This window comes from Streptomyces sp. NPDC003248 (assembly GCF_055563235.1).
Map to the genome: position 1 here is coordinate 234,308 of NZ_JBVHDT010000005.1, position 17,467 is coordinate 251,774.

The window sequence follows — 17,467 nt, forward strand, 5'->3', positions numbered from 1 at the left end:
CCCGTGCCCGATCCGCACGACAGCGACAGCGACGGCGCCCCCCTCGCGGCGGACCCGCACCAGCTGACGGTCCTCAACCCCGCCACCGAGGAGGTCATCGCCACCGTCCCCGCCGCCGACGCCGCCGACGTGGACCGCGCGGTCGCCCGCGCCGGCGCCGCCCAGGCGCTGTGGGCCGCCGCCGCCCCCGCCGACCGCGCCCGGCTGCTGCGCCGCTTCGCCGACGTCGTCGACGCGCACGTCGACGAACTGGCGCTGCTGGAGGTACGCGAGGCCGGCCACCTCCTCGGCAACGCCCGCTGGGAGGCCGGAAACGCCCGTGACCTGCTGCTCTACTCGGCGGGCGGGATCGAACGCCTCCTCGGCCGGCAGATCCCCGTCCCCGGCGGCTGGAACGTCACCTTCCACGAACCCCTCGGCACGGTCGGGGTGATCGCCCCCTGGAACTTCCCGATGCCCATCGCCGCCTGGGGCTCCTTCCCCGCCCTCGCCGCGGGCAACGCCGTCCTCCTCAAGCCCGCCGAGACCACCCCGCTCACCGCCCTGCGCCTGGCCGAACTGGCCCTGGAGGCGGGGCTGCCCGAGCACCTCTTCCAGGTGCTGCCCGGACACGGCCGCATCACCGGCCGCGCCCTGGTCGACCACCCGGACGTCGCGAAGATCGTCTTCACCGGGTCCACCCGCACCGGCCGCGAGATCATGGAGCGCTGCGCCCGGCACGTCAAGCCCGTCACCCTCGAACTCGGCGGCAAGAGCCCCAACGTCGTCTTCGCCGACGCCGACCTCAAGGCCGCCGTCGACCCCTTCTCCTTCCTCGACAACGCCGGCCAGGACTGCTGCGCCCGCACCCGCATCCTCGTCCAGGAGACGGTGTACGACGAGGTCGCCGACCTTCTCGCCCGCGAACTGTCCGCCGTGGTGGTCGGCGACCCGGCGGACGAGGACACCCGGATGGGACCGCTGATCTCCCGTCAGCAGGTCGACCGCGTCCGGTCGTTCGTGCCGGACGACGCCCCCGCGCTGCGCGGCAGCGCCCCCGACGGCCCCGGCTTCTGGTTCCCGCCGACCGTGCTCACCGGGGAGCGGCCCGACTCCGCCGCCGCCCGCGAGGAGATCTTCGGACCCGTCGCCGTCCTGCTGCCGTTCACCGACGAGCAGGACGCGATCCGCCTCGCCAACGACACCCCCTACGGCCTCTCCGGCTCCCTGTGGACCCGGGACGTCGGCCGCGCCCTGCGCGTCGCGCAGGCCGTGCGCGCCGGGAACCTGTCCGTCAACTCCCACTCCAGCGTGCGCTACTGGACCCCGTTCGGCGGCTTCAAGCAGTCCGGCGTCGGCCGTGAGCTGGGCCCGGACGCCCTGACCGCCTTCACCGAGACCAAGAACGTCTACCTCAGTACGGAGGGCCCCGCACAGTGACCCCTGAGACCGCACAGACCGTCTGCCGCCGACTGGTCGGCCGTACCGCCGTCATCACCGGGGCCGGCAGCGGCATCGGCCTCGCCACCACGCGCCGCCTCGCCTCCGAGGGCGCCCACGTCGTCTGCGGAGACATCGACGAGACCCGCGGCAAGGCGGCCGCCGACGAGGTGGGCGGCACCTTCGTGAAGGCCGACGTCACCGACCCCGACCAGGTCGAGACCCTCTTCCGGACGGCGTACGACACCTACGGCAGCGTGGACGTCGCCTTCAACAACGCCGGCATCTCCCCGCCCGACGACGACTCCATCCTGGAGACCGGCCTGGAGGCCTGGAAGCGCGTCCAGGAGGTCAACCTCACCTCCGTCTACCTGTGCTGCAAGGCCGCCCTGCCCTACATGCGGCGCCAGGGCCGGGGCTCCATCATCAACACGGCGTCCTTCGTGGCCCGGATGGGCGCGGCCACCTCGCAGATCTCGTACACGGCGTCCAAGGGCGGCGTCCTCGCCCTGTCCCGCGAACTCGGCGTGCAGTTCGCCCGGGAGGGCATCCGCGTCAACGCCCTCTGCCCCGGACCGGTCGACACCCCGCTGCTGCGAGAGCTGTTCGCCAAGGACCCCGAGCGGGCCGCCCGCCGCCTCGTCCACATCCCGCTGGGCCGGTTCGCCGAGGCCGAGGAGATCGCCGCCGCCGTCGCCTTCCTCGCCAGCGACGACTCCTCCTTCGTCAACGCCACCGACTTCCTCGTGGACGGAGGGATCTCCGGCGCCTACGTCACCCCCCTGTAGGCGCCCCGGCCCCCGGGTGCCGGGCCCGCGTCCCGCCCGCCGGGTGCCGGGCCGCGGCCGGCCTACAGGAAGGTACGGCCCTCGCCCCGGTAGGTGGGCACCGTCGCCGTCACCACGTCCCCCTCGACCAGGTGCAGCACGTCGAACCGCTCGCACAGCTCACCGGCCTTCGCGTGCCGGAACCACACCTTGTCGCCGATCAGCAGATCGTCGGCGGGGGAGCCGAGCAGCGGCGTCTGCACCTCGCCGGGACCCTCCTGGGGGTCGTAGCGGAGCCCCTCCGGCAGGTACGGCACCGGCAGCCGGTCCGGTCCGGCCGGGCCGGAGGCCGGGTACCCGCCGCCGAGGACGGTGACCACCCCCACCCCCGGCCGGCGCACCACGGGCTGCGCGAAGAGGGCGGCCGGGCGGCCGCTGAACGAGGTGTAGTGGTCGAACAGCCGCGGCACGTACAGGCCCGAGCCCGCCGCGATCTCGGTCACCGCCTCCTCGGCGGCCGTGTGCTGCACGCTGCCGGTGCCGCCGCCGTTGACGAACTCCAGGTCCGGCGCCACCGCCCGCACCGCCCGCACCACGGCCGCACGGCGCTCGGCGAGCTCCCGGCGCGCGGCGGCCTGCATCAGCCGCACCGCCCGCGACCGCAGCGGCCGTCCGGCGACCGCGTCGCCGACCCCGGCGATGTGCCCCTCGTACGCCATGATCCCCACCAGCCGGAACCCCGGCCGCCGGGCCACCGACCGGGCCAGGTCGGCGACCTGGGCGGGGGAGTGCAGCGGCGAGCGCCGCGCGCCGACCCGCACCCGCCCGCCCAGCATCCTCAGCGAGGTGTCCAACTCCAGGCAGACCCGCACCACTTCGCGTCCGCCGGCCCGCGCGGAGTCGATCAGGTCGAGCTGGGCGACGTCGTCGACCATGACGGTCACCGCCTCGGCGAGCTTGGCGTCGCCGGCGAGTTCCGCGAAGCCGGACCGGTCCGCCGACGGATACGCGAGCAGGACGTCGTCGCATCCGGAGCGCGCCAGCCACAGCGATTCGGCCAGGGTGAAGGACATGACGCCCGCGAAGCCGTCCTTCGCCAGGACGCGTTCCAGCAGGGCGCGGCAGCGGACGGACTTGCTCGCCACGCGGACCGGCTTGCCTCCCGCCCGGCGGACGAGATCGTCCGCGTTGGCGTCGAAGGCGTCGACGTCCACGAGGGCGAGCGGTGCGTCCAGGTGGGCGGTGGCCCGGTCGTAACGGGCCCGGTCGGTGGCGCGCGCAGTCATGGACGCAGCCTGCCAGACCGGATTACCGCGGGGTAGGGGGATGATCCGGGCGGATGCCCCGGGGTCCCGGGACTGGTTCCCGTTCGCGCGGCGACAAGCCGTAGAGTGACGCGCACGCACGGACGAGCGGCTCCGGCCCGGCAGCCGCGCCGGGATGCCGGTCCGCCCGTGCGGGTATGCGTGCCCTGACGGACCCGTAGGTCCGCGCCGGGCCGCCCTGGGCACGAGCAGCGAGCGCCCGCGCAGGAGAACGACGGCCCGGGCACGAGGAAACGGGGGGCGCATGAGCACGGACGCACGCCGCGCCCCGGTCCCCCCGCGCCCGTCCGCCCCACCCCCCGCCGCCGGCACCCCCCAGGCCCCGGGCACACCCGCCGCCCCCACGACGCCGCCGCACCCCACGACCCCGCCGCGCCCGGCCCGGCCGCCGAGGGCGGGGGCGCCCGAGGACGAGGAGACGCCGGAGGCACCCGCCCGCGCCGAGTCGCCCGCGCCCCCGCACGGGGGCGGCCCGGAGCGGCCGACCGCGGCCCGGGGCGCCGGCGACACCGGTCGGGACACCGCGGGGGCCGGGCCCGCCCGTCCCTCCGACGACACCGGCGCTCCCGACGCGCGCCCGAACGGCACCCGCCCCGCCGGCCCGGACGCCACGGACACCCCCCGGCCCCCCGGCTCCGGCACCGCGTGGACCCCGCTGCCCCGGACCTGGGCGCCCAGCCCCGCCGAGCCTCCCCGGGAGGCCCTGTCCACGGCCGTACCCGGACACCGGGCCGGCCAGGCGGCGGGACCCGCGTGGACCCCCACGACACCGGCGCGGCAGTCGCCCTCGGCGGAGGCCGCGCAGTCCTCGCGGGCGTCGTCCGCCGCGCCTGTACGTGGAGGAGTCCCCGAGCGGGACGTGCCGTCCTCGCGGGCGTCGTCCGCCGCGCCCGCGCGCAGCGGCTCCGCCGAGCAGGCCGCGCAGTCCCAGCGGGCGTCGTCCGCCGCGTCTGTGCGAGGGGGCGTCCCCGACCGGGATGTGCCGTCCTCGCGGGCGTCGTCCGCCGCGCCCGCGCGCAGCGGCCTCCCCGAGCAGGACCCACGGTCCCCGTGGGCGTCGTCCGCCGCGCCCGTGCGGGGTGTCCCCGAGCGGGACGTACAGACCTCGCGGGCGTCGTCCGCCGCGCCCGTGCGGGGTGTCCCCGAGCGGGACGTACAGGCCCCGTGGGCGTCGACGACCGCGCCCGTGCGGGGGGAGTCCTCCGAGGACGACTCCCGGCCGGCCTGGACCCCGACGGCGCCCGTGCGGCCCCCCGAGGCCGACGGCCCGGACGGGTCCGGGGCCGTGCGGGTTCCGAGGCCCGCCGGGGCGCCGGAGACGGCGGCCCGGTCCGCCGGCCCGGTCGGACCCGACCCGGCGCTCTCCTGGAGCGCCCCGGCGACACCGGGCGCCGCGCCCCGCGCCACCCGGCCCGTCGTCAGGTTCGCTCGGCCCGAGGGGTACCGGGACCTGCCGCCCCCCCGGCGGAGCCGGACCGTCGCGGCCGCCGTCTGTGTCGTCCTCGGGCTCGGACTCATCGGCGGAGCCGTCACCGGCAGCTGGCTCGTCGGCGACACCGCGGACGCGGGCGAGCGGGGGGCCTACGCCACGGCCGGCGGCCTGTGGCACAACGTCCCCGTCGACCAGCTGTTCCCGCCCACCGTCGACGGACAGGGCGCGGGCCCCGGCGGCGCCGACCGCACCTGGACGCGGATCGCCGTCGCCCCGGACGGCGGCTGCGCCGACGCCTTCGACCCGCTGCTGCTCAAGACGCTCGCCCCGGTCGGCTGCACCCGCCTGCTGCGCGCCACCTACACCGACGCCACCCAGAGCTACGTCACCACCGTCGGCCTGCTGTTCACCAAGGCCGACGCGGCCGGCATGCGCGCGCTCGACGCCCGGTTCGAGAAGGAGGCCCTCGCCGCCCGCACCGACCTGATCCCCCGCCCGTACGCCGCCGAGGACACCGTTGCCGCCGCCTTCGGCGACCAGCAGCGCGCCTCGTGGACGATCTCCGTCCTCACCGACGCGCCCGTCGTCGTCTACGCCGTCTCCGGCTGGGCCGACGGCCGCACGGTCGCCACGCCGCAGCCCGCCGCACAGGCCACCGCGTCCGGCGCCACCACGGCCCCCGCCCAGGGCGGCCTGGGGCACGAGGCGAAGGGCCTCGCCGACCGCATCGAGCGCGCCCTGCGCAGGACCGCCGTCTCCCCCTCGGAGCAGCCCTCATGAGCAGCAGCCGTACGAGCCGGACGACGAGGACGCACCGGGCCGGCCTGCTGTGCTGCCTCCTCGCCGCCTCCCTCGCCCTGCTGCCCGCCGCCCCCGCGCACGCCGACGGCATCCGCGCCCAGCAGTGGGCGCTGGAGGCCCTGCACACCGACGAGGTCTGGCAGACCACCAAGGGCGCGGGCGTCACCGTCGCCGTCCTCGACACCGGGGTCGAGGCCGACCACCCCGACCTCGACGGCAACGTCCTGCCCGGCAAGGACCTCGTCGGCTTCGGCGCACAGGACGGCGACCGCGCCTGGGCCCGCCACGGCACCGCGATGGCCGGCATCATCGCCGGCCACGGACACGGCACCGGCGGCGCCGACGGCGTCATGGGCATCGCCCCGGAGGCCACGATCCTGCCCGTCCGCGTCATCCTGGAGGACGGCGACCCGGCCCGCACCAAGGCCCGCACCACCCGCGGCAACGCCCTCGCCGAGGGCATCCGCTGGGCCGCCGACCAGGGCGCCGACGTCATCAACCTCTCCCTCGGCGACGACTCCGCCTCCGCCCACCCCGAGCCCGCCGAGGACGAGGCCGTCCAGTACGCCCTGAGCAAGGGCGCCGTCGTCGTCGCCTCGGCCGGCAACGGCGGCGAGAAGGGCGACCACATCTCCTACCCGGCCGCCTACCCGGGCGTGATCGCCGCGACCGCCGTCGACCGCTACGGCACCCGCGCCTCCTTCTCCACCCGCCGCTGGTACGCCACGGTCAGCGCCCCCGGCGTCGACGTCGTCATCGCCGACCCGGACCACAAGTACTACGAGGGCTGGGGCACCTCCGCCGCGGCGGCCTTCGTCTCCGGCGCCGTCGCCCTGGTCAAGGCCGCCCACCCGGGCCTGACCCCGGCGCAGATCAAGAAGCTCCTGGAGGACACCGCCCGCAACGCCCCCACCGGCGGCCGCGACGACTCCCGAGGCTTCGGGTTCATCGACCCCGCCGCCGCCATCGAGGCCGCCGCCACCCTCGCCCCGGAGGGGCTGCGCTCGGCCTCGTACGGGGAGGAGTACTTCGGCCCCGGTCCCGACACCGAGGCGGGCGAGGACGAGCCGAGCTGGGCCGGCCCGCTCGCCGGCGGTACCGGGGGAGTGCTGCTGGTGGCCGCGGTGGTGCTGTGGCGGGGCCGCCGCGAGCGGGAGCCGTACGACATCGCCCTGTGAGACGCCACGAGCGGGAGCCGTACGGCATCGCCCCGTGAGACACCGCCCGCCGGCCGTGTGCCCCACCCGCGAGCGCGGCCGGCCGGCCGTCAGGCGTCCGTGAACGCCGACACCGCCGCCTTCGCCGCCGCCTCGACCAGCGTGACGCCCACCGCCTGGGTCGCGTTGCCGTTCGACAGCACGGCCACCAGGAAGTCCCGCCCGCCGGCGGTCACCCGGCCGATGCTGTTGACGTCCCACAGACCGGTCGTGCTCCGCGCCAGCCACCCGTTCTTCAAGGCCCAGGCGGAGGCGTCGGCGGCGGCCGAGACGCCCCAGTCCTGATCGGCGGCGATCGCGCCCATCAGCTCCTGGAGGTACGCCCGCGACGCCTCGCTCAGCCTTGAGTCCTCCCCGAACACCTGCTGGAGCAGGACCAGCTGGTCGGCGGCCGTCGTCTGGGTCAGCCCCCACAACGCGCCGTCGCCGCCCTCCGTCGCCGTCAGCCCGAACCGCTCGTTCGCCGCGTCCAGCCCCGCGGACTGCCCGATCGCGTCCCACAGCGCCGACGCCGACTCGTTGTCGCTGTTCTCGATCATCGCGGTGGCGTACGCCTTCTCCTGCGCGGTGAGCACCCGGCCGTCGTCCTGCGCCTGGAGCAGCAGCGCCGCCAGGATGTCCACCTTGACGATGCTCGCCGTGTCGAAGGGCTCCGTGCCGTACGTGGCGCTGTCCCCGGAGTCCACGTCGAGCACGGCCACGGACAGCGCCGCGCCCCCCGGCACGGTCACCGCCCCCACCGCCTCCGCCAGCAGCGCGTCCCGGTCCACCTCGGGCACGGACTCGGCCACGGACTCCACGGACGCCTCCCCACTCGCCGGAACCGACGCCGCGGCCGACGGCGTCCCCGACGACGATACGGCGCCGGAACCGGAGAGCGGATGCGCCCTCACGTACACGGTCCCGCCCGCCGTGGCGCCGAGGACGGCCACACAGGCCAGCGCGGAGTAGAGGAGGGGACGGCGCCGGGGCGGCCGAGCGCGACGGCTGCGACGTGCTCTGGAGGACTCCATGCCCGCGATGCTGGGGGCGCCGCCTGTGCCTTCCGTTAGACGGACGTTAGATGTGCGTCAGGGAAATCTGAGAAACCCATGAGAGGTGTCACCGCCGTGTTTCCGGCCCCGCACAAGACCAGCAGCATCCCCCCGATAGGGTCGGTGACCGTGGCGAACAAGAACATTCCCGACTCCGGCTTCTCCGACGACGACGGCTCCGCCGACCCCCGGCTGAGCGCCGCGCTCGCCGCCTGGGCCGAGGACCGCACCGCCGTGGGACCGGTGCTGGAGGCGCTCAGGGGCGCCCGGCTGCTGGTGCCGGTGGTGGCCGTGCTCGGGGAGGTCGAGGAGGACGAGAACGGGCTGCGCCGCGAGAAGACCAGCGACATGGCGGTCCCGACCCTGAAGGCCGGCCGGCGCACCGCCCTGCCCGCCTTCACCTCCACCGACTCCCTCGCCCGCTGGGACCCCGGGGCCCGCCCCGTCGCCGTACCCCTGCACCAGGCGCTCCAGGCCGCCGCGCACGAGAAGGCGGACACCGTGGTGCTGGACATGGCCGGACCGGTGGCGTTCGAGCTGACGGGACCGGCGCTGCTCGCCCTCGCCGAGGGACGCGCCACGACCGACCCGCTCGACGACCCCGCGGTGGTGGAGGCGGTCCGGGCCGCCGTCGCCGCCGAGCCCGCCGTCCTCCGCGCCCACCTCGGTCCGGGCCGCTCCGACGGCATCCTCGCCCTCGTCCTGGACCCGGCCGCCGCCCCCGCCGAGGCCGCGCGGGCCGTCGCCCGCCGCCTGGCCGCCGACGAGACACTGAGGGCCCGCCTGGTGCGCGGTCTCGACCTGGCACTGCTGCCGGCCGGGACGACGCCTCCGGGCGAGCCCCTGTACGTGAGGAAGCCGGCTCAGCCGTAGACCGGCCCGGTGTACTTCTCGCCCGGCCCCTGGCCCGGCTCGTCCGGGACGATCGACGCCTCGCGGAACGCCAGCTGGAGCGACTTCAGGCCGTCCCGCAGCGGCGCCGCGTGGAAGGAGCTGATCTCGGTCGCGCTCGCGTCCAGCAGTCCGGCGAGGGCGGTGACCAGCTTGCGGGCCTCGTCCAGGTCCTTGTACTTGTCGCCCTCCTCGGTCAGACCGAGCTTCACGGCCGCGGCGCTCATCAGGTTGACGGCGACCGTCACGATCACCTCGACCGCGGGGACCTCGGCGATGTCGCGGGTCATCTCGTCGAAGCCGGCGGCGCCTGCCGTCTCGGGGGTGTCCGGGGAAGGGGTCTCACTCATGCCCCACACGATAGGGCCCACCGGGCGCCCCCTTGACAGCAGGAGGCGGGAGACACCGGATTAGCGCCCGCCTCCATGAGCTGCTAACCTCGTGTAACGACCGGTCGGACACGCATGCGCCCCAGCAGGCGGGCCCGACCCGCAAGTGGAGGCTCCGAACTCCCACCCGACCACCCTCGCGGGCGGCGGGTCACCCGGTCAGGCGGCCGCCATCGTTCCGTACGGACGATGGAGTCGCCCGGTAGTGCGCCCCGCGATCCTCGCGACGGTGCTCCGGTAGTGCTTGGAGCCCCGCATGTGATCGTTCGGGGCATTTTTTGTGCTTCGGCGTGGTTATAAGCCTGACGAACACAGACGTTACGCGGCCGTCCGCCAGACCGCCGCGTGGTGCTACCGAGGAGGATCCATCAGCGCCGAGCCCCGCATCAACGACCGGATTCGCGTTCCCGAGGTGCGACTTGTCGGTCCCAGTGGCGAGCAGGTCGGCATCGTGCCGCTCGCGAAGGCACTGGAGCTTGCGCAGGAGTACGACCTGGACCTGGTCGAGGTCGCGGCGAACGCCCGCCCGCCGGTCTGCAAGCTCATGGACTACGGGAAGTTCAAGTACGAGTCGGCCATGAAGGCCCGTGAGGCGCGCAAGAATCAGGCGCACACGGTCATCAAGGAGATGAAGCTCCGGCCGAAGATCGACCCGCACGACTATGACACCAAGAAGGGTCACGTCGTCCGGTTCCTCAAGCAGGGCGACAAGGTCAAGATCACGATCATGTTCCGTGGTCGCGAGCAGTCCCGGCCCGAACTGGGCTACCGACTGCTTCAGCGTCTCGCGGAGGACGTCCAGGACCTCGGCTTCGTGGAGTCGAACCCGAAGCAGGACGGCCGCAACATGATCATGGTCCTCGGTCCGCACAAGAAGAAGACCGAGGCGATGGCCGAGGCTCGCCAGGCGCAGGAAGCCCGCAAGGCGGAGGCGAAGGCCAACCCCGGCCGCTCGCAGAACCCCGCGGACTCCGAGGCGCCCGCCGAGGCGCCCGCCGAGGCGTGACCCCCCGGGACGCGAGTCCCAGGACGTAACCGATACAAGAGCGACGCTCCACCGTGCCCGGTTTTCGCGACCGGGCACCGGAGCGCCACCGACGAGGAGAGAACGGCGCCATGCCGAAGAACAAGTCGCACAGCGGTGCCAGCAAGCGCTTCAAGGTCACCGGCTCCGGCAAGGTGCTCCGCGAGCGCGCCGGCAAGCGCCACCTGCTCGAGCACAAGTCGTCCCGTGTGACGCGTCGCCTCACCGGCAACGCCGAGATGGCCCCGGGCGACGCCGCGAAGATCAAGAAGCTTCTCGGCAAGTGACGTCCGGCGCGGACACCGCGCCTGACATCTGACCGGGACCCAATCGTTTCCGGGCCGTGTGAGTCCGACCACGGCCCCGCTACAAGGAGTTAATCAAGTGGCACGCGTCAAGCGGGCAGTCAACGCCCACAAGAAGCGCCGGGCGATCCTCGAGCAGGCCTCCGGCTACCGCGGTCAGCGTTCGCGCCTGTACCGCAAGGCCAAGGAGCAGGTCACCCACTCGCTGGTCTACAACTACAACGACCGCAAGAAGCGCAAGGGCGACTTCCGTCAGCTGTGGATCCAGCGCATCAACGCCGCTGCCCGCGCCAACGGCATGACGTACAACCGCTTCATCCAGGGTCTGAAGGCCGCGAACGTCGAGGTCGACCGCAAGATCCTGGCCGAGCTCGCCGTGAACGACGGTAACGCGTTCGCCGCGCTCGTCGAGGTCGCGCAGAAGGCGCTGCCGAGCGACGTCAACGCGCCGAAGGCGGCGTGACGCCGCACCGGCGCTGAGCCGATGCCGGACGGACCCGCAGGCAGCAAGCCTGCGGGTCCGACTGCGTCCGGGCCCGGCCTCTTCCCGCCCCCGCCGCCCCTTCCCGTCCCGTGCCCGGGGGCTGCCGCCCCCCGGACCCCCGCTTCGGCCCTGGACGGGCCTCGTCCTCAAGCTCCCCCAGAGGGGGGGGGACCCCCAGACGGGCTGACAAACCCAGCCCCTCCGGCGTTTGAGGAGCGGGGTCCGGGGCGGAGCCCCGGAGGACGGGACGGGAAGGGGCGGCGTGGGCGGGACACACCGGGGCCCGCCCGCACCCCCACGTTCCGCCGACCCACCGAAGGTGACCCCCATGCCCCCCGCCACCCCCGACCTCATCTCCCCCCGCTCCTCCCGCGTCTCCGCCGCCCGGCGCCTCGCGCGGCGGAACTTCCGGGGGAAGGAGCGGCTGTTCCTCGCGGAGGGGCCGCAGGCCGTACGGGAGGCCGCCGCGCACGGGGACACGCTCGTCGAGCTGTTCGCCACCCTGGAGGCCGCGGAGCGCCACGCCGACATCATCGGCGAGGCGCGGGGCGCCGGAGCCCGCATCCACCTCGCCGCCGAGCAGGTCATCGAGGACATCTCCACCACCGTCACCCCGCAGGGCCTGGTGGGCGTCTGCCGGTTCCTCGACACGCCCTTCGACGACATCCTCGCCGCCCGGCCCCGGCTCGTCGCCGTCCTCGCCCACGTCCGCGACCCCGGCAACGCCGGCACCGTGCTGCGCTGCGCCGACGCCGCCGGCGCCGAGGCGGTCGTGCTGACCGACGCCTCCGTCGACCTGTACAACCCCAAGGCCGTCCGCGCCTCCGTCGGCTCCCTCTTCCACCTGCCCGTCGCCGTCGGCGTCCCCGTCGAGCGGGCCGTGGCCGGGCTCAAGGAGGCCGGGGTGCGGATCCTCGCCGCGGACGGGGCCGGGCAGCACGACCTCGACGACGAGCTCGACAAGGGCACCATGGGCGGGCCCACGGCGTGGGTGTTCGGCAACGAGGCCTGGGGCCTGCCGGAGGAGACCCGCGCCCTCGCGGACGCCGTCGTCCGCGTTCCCCTCCACGGAAAGGCCGAGAGCCTGAACCTCGCCACCGCCGCGGCCGTATGTCTCTACGCGTCGGCCCGTGCACAGCGCGCCTCCGGAGGGTGCCGCTCCGTCACCGAGAGCTAGTAGGGTGACCAGCTCGGGGGTCCTCGTCTGGGAGGTGGGGTACGAGGATGAGTGTCGGTACGAGCAGCGCACCGGGAGCCGGGAACACGCGGCGCCCGCCCGTGGCCCGACCGGCCGGTGACCTCGCCGGACCGTACGCCGTCGACCCCGACGACCTGCCCGACGGCCTCGTCGTCGCCGACGAGCACGGGCACGTCGTCTGCTTCAACGCGGCCGCCGAGCGCATCACCGCCGTCCCCGCCGCCGAGGCCCTCGGACAGCGCCTCGACAAGGCCCTGCCGCTGGAGGACCTGGAGGGCCGCCGCTGGTGGCAGCTGACCGACCCGTACGGCGGGCTCGCCATCCGGGTGCGGCAGCCCGAGCGGAACCTGCTGCTGCCCGGCGGGCGCGAGGTGCTCGTCTCCGCGCGGTACGTGCGCGCCGAACCCACCGGGCCCGTCCGCCGCGTCGTCGTCTGCCTCCGGGACACCGAGGCCCGCCGCCGCACCGAACGCAGCCACGCCGAGCTGATCGCCACCGTCGCCCACGAGCTGCGCTCCCCACTCACCTCCGTCAAGGGCTTCACCGCCACCCTCCTCGCCAAGTGGTCGCGCTTCACCGACGACCAGAAACGGCTGATGCTGGAGACGGTCGACGCCGACGCCGACCGCGTCACCCGCCTCATCGCCGAACTGCTGGACATCTCGCGGATCGACTCCGGGCGGCTGGAGGTGCGCCGCCAGCCCGTCGACATGGGCGCCGCCGTCGGACGGCACATCCAGGCCTACGTCGCCGCCGGGCAGCCCGCCGACCGCTTCCTGCTCCGCATCGAACAGCCGCTGCCCGCCCTGTGGGCCGATCCCGACAAGGTCGACCAGGTCCTCAGCAACCTCATCGAAAATGCGGTGCGGCACGGCGAGGGAACCGTCACCATTGACATCACGCCCGGCCCGTCCCCCCGCGAGGGAGAGGACGCCGGCACGTCGGTCGTGGTGAGCGACGAGGGCACCGGCATTCCGGAGGAGTCCATGAACCGCGTCTTCACCCGCTTCTGGCGGGGCAGCAAGCGCGGCGGGACGGGCCTCGGGCTGTACATCGTCAAAGGCATCGTCGAGGCCCACGGCGGCACCGTCACGGTCGGACGCGCCCCCGGCGGCGGCGCGGAGTTCCGATTTACGTTGCCCGTGGGGGCCCCGGCGTATCTCACCTGAGAGCCGCCCGAGCAGCCCGCGGGCGCATTCGCGTTCCCCCACCCCGTTAGACTCGGCCTTTGGCACCTTTGTGTCCCAGGGACGGCCCTCAGCCAGTCGCAGAGTCGGTGACGGGGACCTTCAGCCAGCCAATCGGAAGCACGGGAAGAGATGTCGGCACCCAATAAGTCGTACGACCCTGTCGAGGTCGAGGCGTTGAAACCGGAAGAGATCGAGCGCATGCGGGACGAGGCGCTCGCCGCCTTCGCCGCCGCGGGTTCCCTCGACGCGCTCCAGGAGGCCAAGGTCGCCCACACCGGCGGCACCTCCCCGCTGGCCCTCGCCAACCGCGAGATCGGCGCGCTGCCCCCGCACGCGAAGGCCGCCGCCGGCAAGCTCGTCGGCCAGGCCCGCGGCGCGGTGAACAAGGCCCTCGCCGCCCGTCAGGCCGAGCTGGAGGACGAGCGCGACGCGCGGGTGCTGGTCGAGGAGGCGGTGGACGTCACGCTGCCCTACGACCGGGTACCGGCCGGCGCCCGCCACCCGCTGACCACGCTGTCGGAGCGCATCGAGGACGTCTTCGTCGCCATGGGCTACGAGGTCGCCGAGGGCCCGCAGGTCGAGAGCGAGTGGTTCAACTTCGACGCCCTGAACATCGGCCCGGACCACCCGGCCCGCGGTGAGGCGGACACGTTCTTCGTGCAGGGCCCGCAGGGCGGCACCGAGTCCGGCGTCGTGCTGCGCACCCACACCTCGCCCGTGCAGATCCGCTCCCTGATGGAGCGCGAGCTGCCGGTCTACGTGATCTGCCCCGGCCGCGTGTACCGCACCGACGAGCTGGACGCCACGCACACGCCCGTCTTCCACCAGGTCGAGCTGCTCGCCGTGGACGAGGGCCTGACCATGGCCGACCTCAAGGGCACCCTCGACCACATGGTCCAGGCGCTGTTCGGCGAGGGCATGAAGACCCGGCTGCGGCCGAACTTCTTCCCCTTCACCGAGCCGTCCGCCGAGATGGACATGGTGTGCTACGTCTGCCGCGGCGAGTCCGTCGGCAACCCCGACCGGCCCTGCCGCACCTGCTCCTCCGAGGGCTGGATCGAACTCGGCGGCTGCGGCATGGTCAACCCCAAGGTGCTGGCCGCCTGCGGTGTCGACCCGGAGAAGTACAGCGGCTTCGCCTTCGGGTTCGGCATCGAGCGAATGCTGATGTTCCGCCACAACGTCGAAGACATGCGAGACATGGTCGAGGGTGACATCCGGTTCACCCGGCCGTTCGGGATGGAGATCTGATGCGGGTCCCGCTTTCCTGGCTGCGGGAGTACGTCGACCTGCCGGCCACCGAGACCGGCCGTGACGTCCAGGCCAAGCTGATTTCGGCGGGCCTGGAGGTCGAGACGGTCGAACAGCTCGGCCACGACCTCAAGGGGCCGCTCGTCGTCGGCCAGGTGCTGACCATCGAGGAGCTGGAGGGCTTCAAGAAGCCGATCCGCTTCTGCACCGTCGACGTCGGTCAGGCCAACGGCACCGGCGAGCCGCAGGAGATCGTCTGCGGCGCCCGCAACTTCGCCGTCGGCGACAAGGTCGTCGTGGTCCTCCCCGGCGCCACCCTGCCGGGCGGCTTCTCGATCTCCGCGCGCAAGACCTACGGCAAGACGTCCCACGGCATGATCTGCTCCGGCGACGAGCTGGGCATGGGCGACGACGGCAGCCACGGCATCATCGTGCTGCCCCCGGAGACCGAGGTCGGCAAGGACGCCATCGAGCTGCTGCAACTGGTCGACGAGGTGCTGGACATCGCCGTCACCGCCAACCGCGGCGACTGCCTGTCGATCCGCGGCGTCGCCCGCGAGACCGCCATCGCCTACGGTCTGCCGCTGCGCGACCCGGCGCTGCTCGACGTGCCCGGCCCGAACGCCTTCGGCTACCCCGTGCAGGTCTCCGACCCGGCCGGCTGCGACCGCTTCACCGCCCGCACCGTCACCGGACTGAGCCCCGAGGCGCGCTCCCCGATCTGGCTGAAGCGCCGGCTCCAGAAGGTCGGCATGCGCCCGATCTCGCTCGCCGTCGACGTCACCAACTACGTGATGATGGAGCTGGGCCAGCCCCTGCACGCCTACGACCGCTCCCTGGTCCAGGGCACCATCGGCGTGCGCCGCGCCGAGGAGGGCGAGAAGATCGTCACCCTCGACGGCGTCAAGCGCACCCTGCACGCCGAGGACCTGGTCATCACCGACGAGCGCGGCCCGATCGGCCTCGCCGGCGTGATGGGCGGCGCCAACACGGAGATCGCCGACCACACCGAGGCGCAGGGCACCACCGACGTGGTCATCGAGGCCGCGCACTTCGACGAGGTCGCCATCGCCCGTACGGCCCGCCGGCACAAGCTGTCCTCCGAGGCCTCCCGCCGCTTCGAACGCGGTGTCGACCCGCAGGCCGCGGCGGCCGCCGCGCAGCGCACGGTCGACCTGCTGGTGCTGCTCGCGGGCGGCACCGCCGAGGCCGGCGTCACCGAGGTCGTCGCACCGTCCGCGCCGCACACCATCACCTGCCCGGCCGACCACCCCGACAAGGTCGCGGGTGTCACCTACGGCCGCGAGACCGTCGTACGGCGGCTCCAGCAGATCGGCTGCGACGTGTACGGGCAGGACGAGCTGCTCGTCACCGTGCCGTCGTGGCGGCCCGACCTGGCCGAGGCCAACGACCTGGCCGAGGAGGTCATCCGGCTGGAGGGCTACGAGAACCTGCCCTCCACGCTGCCGAAGCTCCCCTCGGGCCGCGGTCTCACCCACCGCCAGCGGCTGCACCGCCGCGTCGGCCGGGCCCTCGCCGGGGCCGGGTACGTCGAGGCGCCGAACTACCCGTTCGTCAGCGAGCAGGTCTTCGACCAGCTCGGCCTGGCCGCCGACGACCCGGCCCGCCGGGTCGTCAAGCTGGTCAACCCGCTCAACGACGAGGAGCCCGCGCTCCGCACCACGCTGCTGCCCGGCCTGCTGGGCGCGCTGCGGCGCAACGACGGCCGCGGCTCGCACGACCTCGCCCTGTTCGAGACCGGGCTGGTCTTCCTGCCGCGCGAGGAGCGGCGCGTCGCCGGCCACCTGCCGGTCGACCGCCGGCCCACCGACGAGGAACTCGCCTCGCTCGACGCCGCGCTGCCCGAGCAGCCGCGCCACGTCGCCGTCGTCCTCGCGGGCGCCCGCGAGCAGGCCGGCTGGTGGGGCAAGGGCCGCCCGGCCGACTGGGCCGACGCCGTCGAGGCGGCGCGCGCGGTCGCCCGCGAGGCGGGCGCCGAGCTGACCGTCCGCAGCGGCCAGTACGGGCCGTGGCACCCCGGGCGCTGCGCCGAGCTGGTCGTCGTCACCGACGGCGCCGAGCGGGTCGTGGGGCACGCCGGTGAGCTGCACCCGCGGGTGCTGAAGGCCCTGGGCCTGCCGGCGCGGACGTCCGCCATGGAGCTGGACCTGGACGTCCTGGAGCAGGTCGGTGACGGCACGCCCCAGGCCCCGGGCATCTCCACGTTCCCGGTCGCCACGCAGGACGTCGCCCTCGTCGTCGACGCGTTCGTGCCGCACGCCGAGGTCGAGTCCGCGCTGCGCGAGGGCGCGGGCGAGCTGCTGGAGGCGATCCGGCTGTTCGACGTGTACGAGAACGCCGAGCAGCTCGGCGACGGCAAGAAGTCCCTCGCCTACGCGCTGCGCTTCCGCGCGGCGGACCGGACGCTGACGGTCGACGAGGCGTCCGCCGCGCGGGACGCCGCGGTCGCCCTGGCGGGCGAGCGGACGGGAGCCGTGCTGCGCGGCTAGCCGCCGTGGGGGGACTGGGTGTGCCGGCCGCGGCATCGCCGTGGCTGATCGCGCAGTTCCCCGCGCCCCTGGTGTGGGGGGCTGCGCCCCCACACCGGCCCCCACCGGCCCACAGCGGTCATCTCACTCGTTCGAGTGAGATCTCCCTGTGACCCGGCTCTCCCGGCCATGACATCGACAGAATCGGACCGGCCTCTCGGGGCCGGTCTGTCTGCGTTGTCAGGCCTGGA

The 17,467-nt window shown here is 74.2% G+C and carries 15 protein-coding genes; 12 read left to right on the forward strand and 3 right to left on the reverse strand.

Annotated elements, in window-relative coordinates:
- The first annotated feature begins 3 nt into the window (after window positions 1-3).
- Both ACZ3KJ_RS15005 and ACZ3KJ_RS15010 read left to right on the forward strand, forming a co-directional pair.
- Window positions 4-1,419, forward strand: a complete 1,416-nt coding sequence (locus tag ACZ3KJ_RS15005) for an aldehyde dehydrogenase family protein (protein WP_467527124.1) — start codon at window positions 4-6, stop codon at window positions 1,417-1,419.
- Window positions 1,416-2,207 (forward strand): 3-oxoacyl-ACP reductase, encoded by a 792-nt coding sequence (locus ACZ3KJ_RS15010; RefSeq protein WP_467527126.1) that lies wholly within the window; start codon window positions 1,416-1,418, stop codon window positions 2,205-2,207. The genes ACZ3KJ_RS15005 and ACZ3KJ_RS15010 overlap by 4 nt, the downstream gene beginning before the upstream one ends.
- A 62-nt stretch (window positions 2,208-2,269) precedes the next feature.
- On the opposite strand, the gene ACZ3KJ_RS15015 is transcribed toward ACZ3KJ_RS15010, so the two are convergent.
- On the reverse strand, window positions 2,270-3,472 hold the full coding sequence (locus ACZ3KJ_RS15015; RefSeq protein ID WP_467527128.1) for an amino acid deaminase/aldolase: 1,203 nt from the start codon (window positions 3,470-3,472) through the stop codon (window positions 2,270-2,272).
- Window positions 3,473-3,755: 283 nt separating this feature from the next.
- Between ACZ3KJ_RS15015 and ACZ3KJ_RS15020 the strand changes: the two genes are divergently transcribed.
- Both ACZ3KJ_RS15020 and mycP read left to right on the forward strand, forming a co-directional pair.
- Entirely contained in the window at window positions 3,756-5,723 is a 1,968-nt protein-coding gene (locus ACZ3KJ_RS15020) for a hypothetical protein (RefSeq protein WP_467527130.1), read from the forward strand.
- Window positions 5,720-6,922, forward strand: coding sequence for a type VII secretion-associated serine protease mycosin (mycP, locus tag ACZ3KJ_RS15025; protein WP_467527132.1), 1,203 nt, complete (start codon window positions 5,720-5,722; stop codon window positions 6,920-6,922). Before ACZ3KJ_RS15020 ends, mycP begins: the two co-directional genes overlap by 4 nt.
- Window positions 6,923-7,011: 89 nt before the next feature.
- Here mycP and ACZ3KJ_RS15030 read toward each other — a convergent pair whose 3' ends face one another.
- Window positions 7,012-7,974 (reverse strand): serine hydrolase, encoded by a 963-nt coding sequence (locus tag ACZ3KJ_RS15030; RefSeq protein ID WP_467527134.1) that lies wholly within the window; start codon window positions 7,972-7,974, stop codon window positions 7,012-7,014.
- 150 nt (window positions 7,975-8,124) lie between these two features.
- Between ACZ3KJ_RS15030 and ACZ3KJ_RS15035 the strand changes: the two genes are divergently transcribed.
- Window positions 8,125-8,868, forward strand: coding sequence for an SseB family protein (locus tag ACZ3KJ_RS15035; RefSeq protein WP_467527136.1), 744 nt, complete (start codon window positions 8,125-8,127; stop codon window positions 8,866-8,868).
- Here the strand turns inward: ACZ3KJ_RS15035 and ACZ3KJ_RS15040 are convergent.
- Window positions 8,859-9,236 carry a DUF1844 domain-containing protein gene (locus ACZ3KJ_RS15040; RefSeq protein WP_467527138.1) on the reverse strand — a complete coding sequence of 126 codons (378 nt, stop codon included), beginning with the start codon at window positions 9,234-9,236 and terminating at the stop codon, window positions 8,859-8,861. The genes ACZ3KJ_RS15035 and ACZ3KJ_RS15040 overlap by 10 nt on opposite strands.
- Before the next feature lie 406 nt (window positions 9,237-9,642).
- Here ACZ3KJ_RS15040 and infC point away from each other — a divergent pair, with 406 nt between their 5' ends.
- From infC to pheT, 7 genes are all read left to right on the forward strand, one after another.
- Window positions 9,643-10,281, forward strand: a complete 639-nt coding sequence (gene infC / locus ACZ3KJ_RS15045) for a translation initiation factor IF-3 (protein WP_467527435.1) — start codon at window positions 9,643-9,645, stop codon at window positions 10,279-10,281.
- Between the two features lie 110 nt (window positions 10,282-10,391).
- Window positions 10,392-10,586 (forward strand): 50S ribosomal protein L35, encoded by a 195-nt coding sequence (rpmI, locus tag ACZ3KJ_RS15050; protein ID WP_004933563.1) that lies wholly within the window; start codon window positions 10,392-10,394, stop codon window positions 10,584-10,586.
- Between the two features lie 97 nt (window positions 10,587-10,683).
- Window positions 10,684-11,067, forward strand: coding sequence for a 50S ribosomal protein L20 (gene rplT, locus ACZ3KJ_RS15055; protein WP_355553974.1), 384 nt, complete (start codon window positions 10,684-10,686; stop codon window positions 11,065-11,067).
- 349 nt (window positions 11,068-11,416) lie between these two features.
- A complete protein-coding gene (locus ACZ3KJ_RS15060; protein WP_467527140.1) occupies window positions 11,417-12,265 on the forward strand; it encodes a TrmH family RNA methyltransferase in 849 nt (282 codons plus the stop codon).
- A 47-nt stretch (window positions 12,266-12,312) separates the two neighbouring features.
- Window positions 12,313-13,455, forward strand: a complete 1,143-nt coding sequence (locus ACZ3KJ_RS15065; RefSeq protein ID WP_467527142.1) for a sensor histidine kinase — start codon at window positions 12,313-12,315, stop codon at window positions 13,453-13,455.
- 150 nt (window positions 13,456-13,605) lie between these two features.
- Window positions 13,606-14,727, forward strand: a complete 1,122-nt coding sequence (gene pheS, locus ACZ3KJ_RS15070) for a phenylalanine--tRNA ligase subunit alpha (RefSeq protein WP_467527143.1) — start codon at window positions 13,606-13,608, stop codon at window positions 14,725-14,727.
- Window positions 14,727-17,237, forward strand: a complete 2,511-nt coding sequence (pheT, locus tag ACZ3KJ_RS15075) for a phenylalanine--tRNA ligase subunit beta (RefSeq protein WP_467527145.1) — start codon at window positions 14,727-14,729, stop codon at window positions 17,235-17,237. The genes pheS and pheT overlap by 1 nt, the downstream gene beginning before the upstream one ends.
- Window positions 17,238-17,467: the final 230 nt, after the last annotated feature.

Excerpts from the sequence above, each read along its gene's own strand:
- pheS (WP_467527143.1), top strand. The coding sequence starts at position 13,606 with ATGTCGGCACCCAATAAGTCGTACGACCCTGTCGAGGTCGAGGCGTTG.
- ACZ3KJ_RS15015 (WP_467527128.1), bottom strand. The coding sequence starts at position 3,472 with ATGACTGCGCGCGCCACCGACCGGGCCCGTTACGACCGGGCCACCGCC.
- rpmI (WP_004933563.1), top strand. The coding sequence starts at position 10,392 with ATGCCGAAGAACAAGTCGCACAGCGGTGCCAGCAAGCGCTTCAAGGTC.
- ACZ3KJ_RS15060 (WP_467527140.1), top strand. The coding sequence starts at position 11,417 with ATGCCCCCCGCCACCCCCGACCTCATCTCCCCCCGCTCCTCCCGCGTC.
- pheT (WP_467527145.1), top strand. The coding sequence starts at position 14,727 with ATGCGGGTCCCGCTTTCCTGGCTGCGGGAGTACGTCGACCTGCCGGCC.
- ACZ3KJ_RS15040 (WP_467527138.1), bottom strand. The coding sequence starts at position 9,236 with ATGAGTGAGACCCCTTCCCCGGACACCCCCGAGACGGCAGGCGCCGCC.
- ACZ3KJ_RS15065 (WP_467527142.1), top strand. The coding sequence starts at position 12,313 with ATGAGTGTCGGTACGAGCAGCGCACCGGGAGCCGGGAACACGCGGCGC.
- ACZ3KJ_RS15020 (WP_467527130.1), top strand. The coding sequence starts at position 3,756 with ATGAGCACGGACGCACGCCGCGCCCCGGTCCCCCCGCGCCCGTCCGCC.
- ACZ3KJ_RS15030 (WP_467527134.1), bottom strand. The coding sequence starts at position 7,974 with ATGGAGTCCTCCAGAGCACGTCGCAGCCGTCGCGCTCGGCCGCCCCGG.
- mycP (WP_467527132.1), top strand. The coding sequence starts at position 5,720 with ATGAGCAGCAGCCGTACGAGCCGGACGACGAGGACGCACCGGGCCGGC.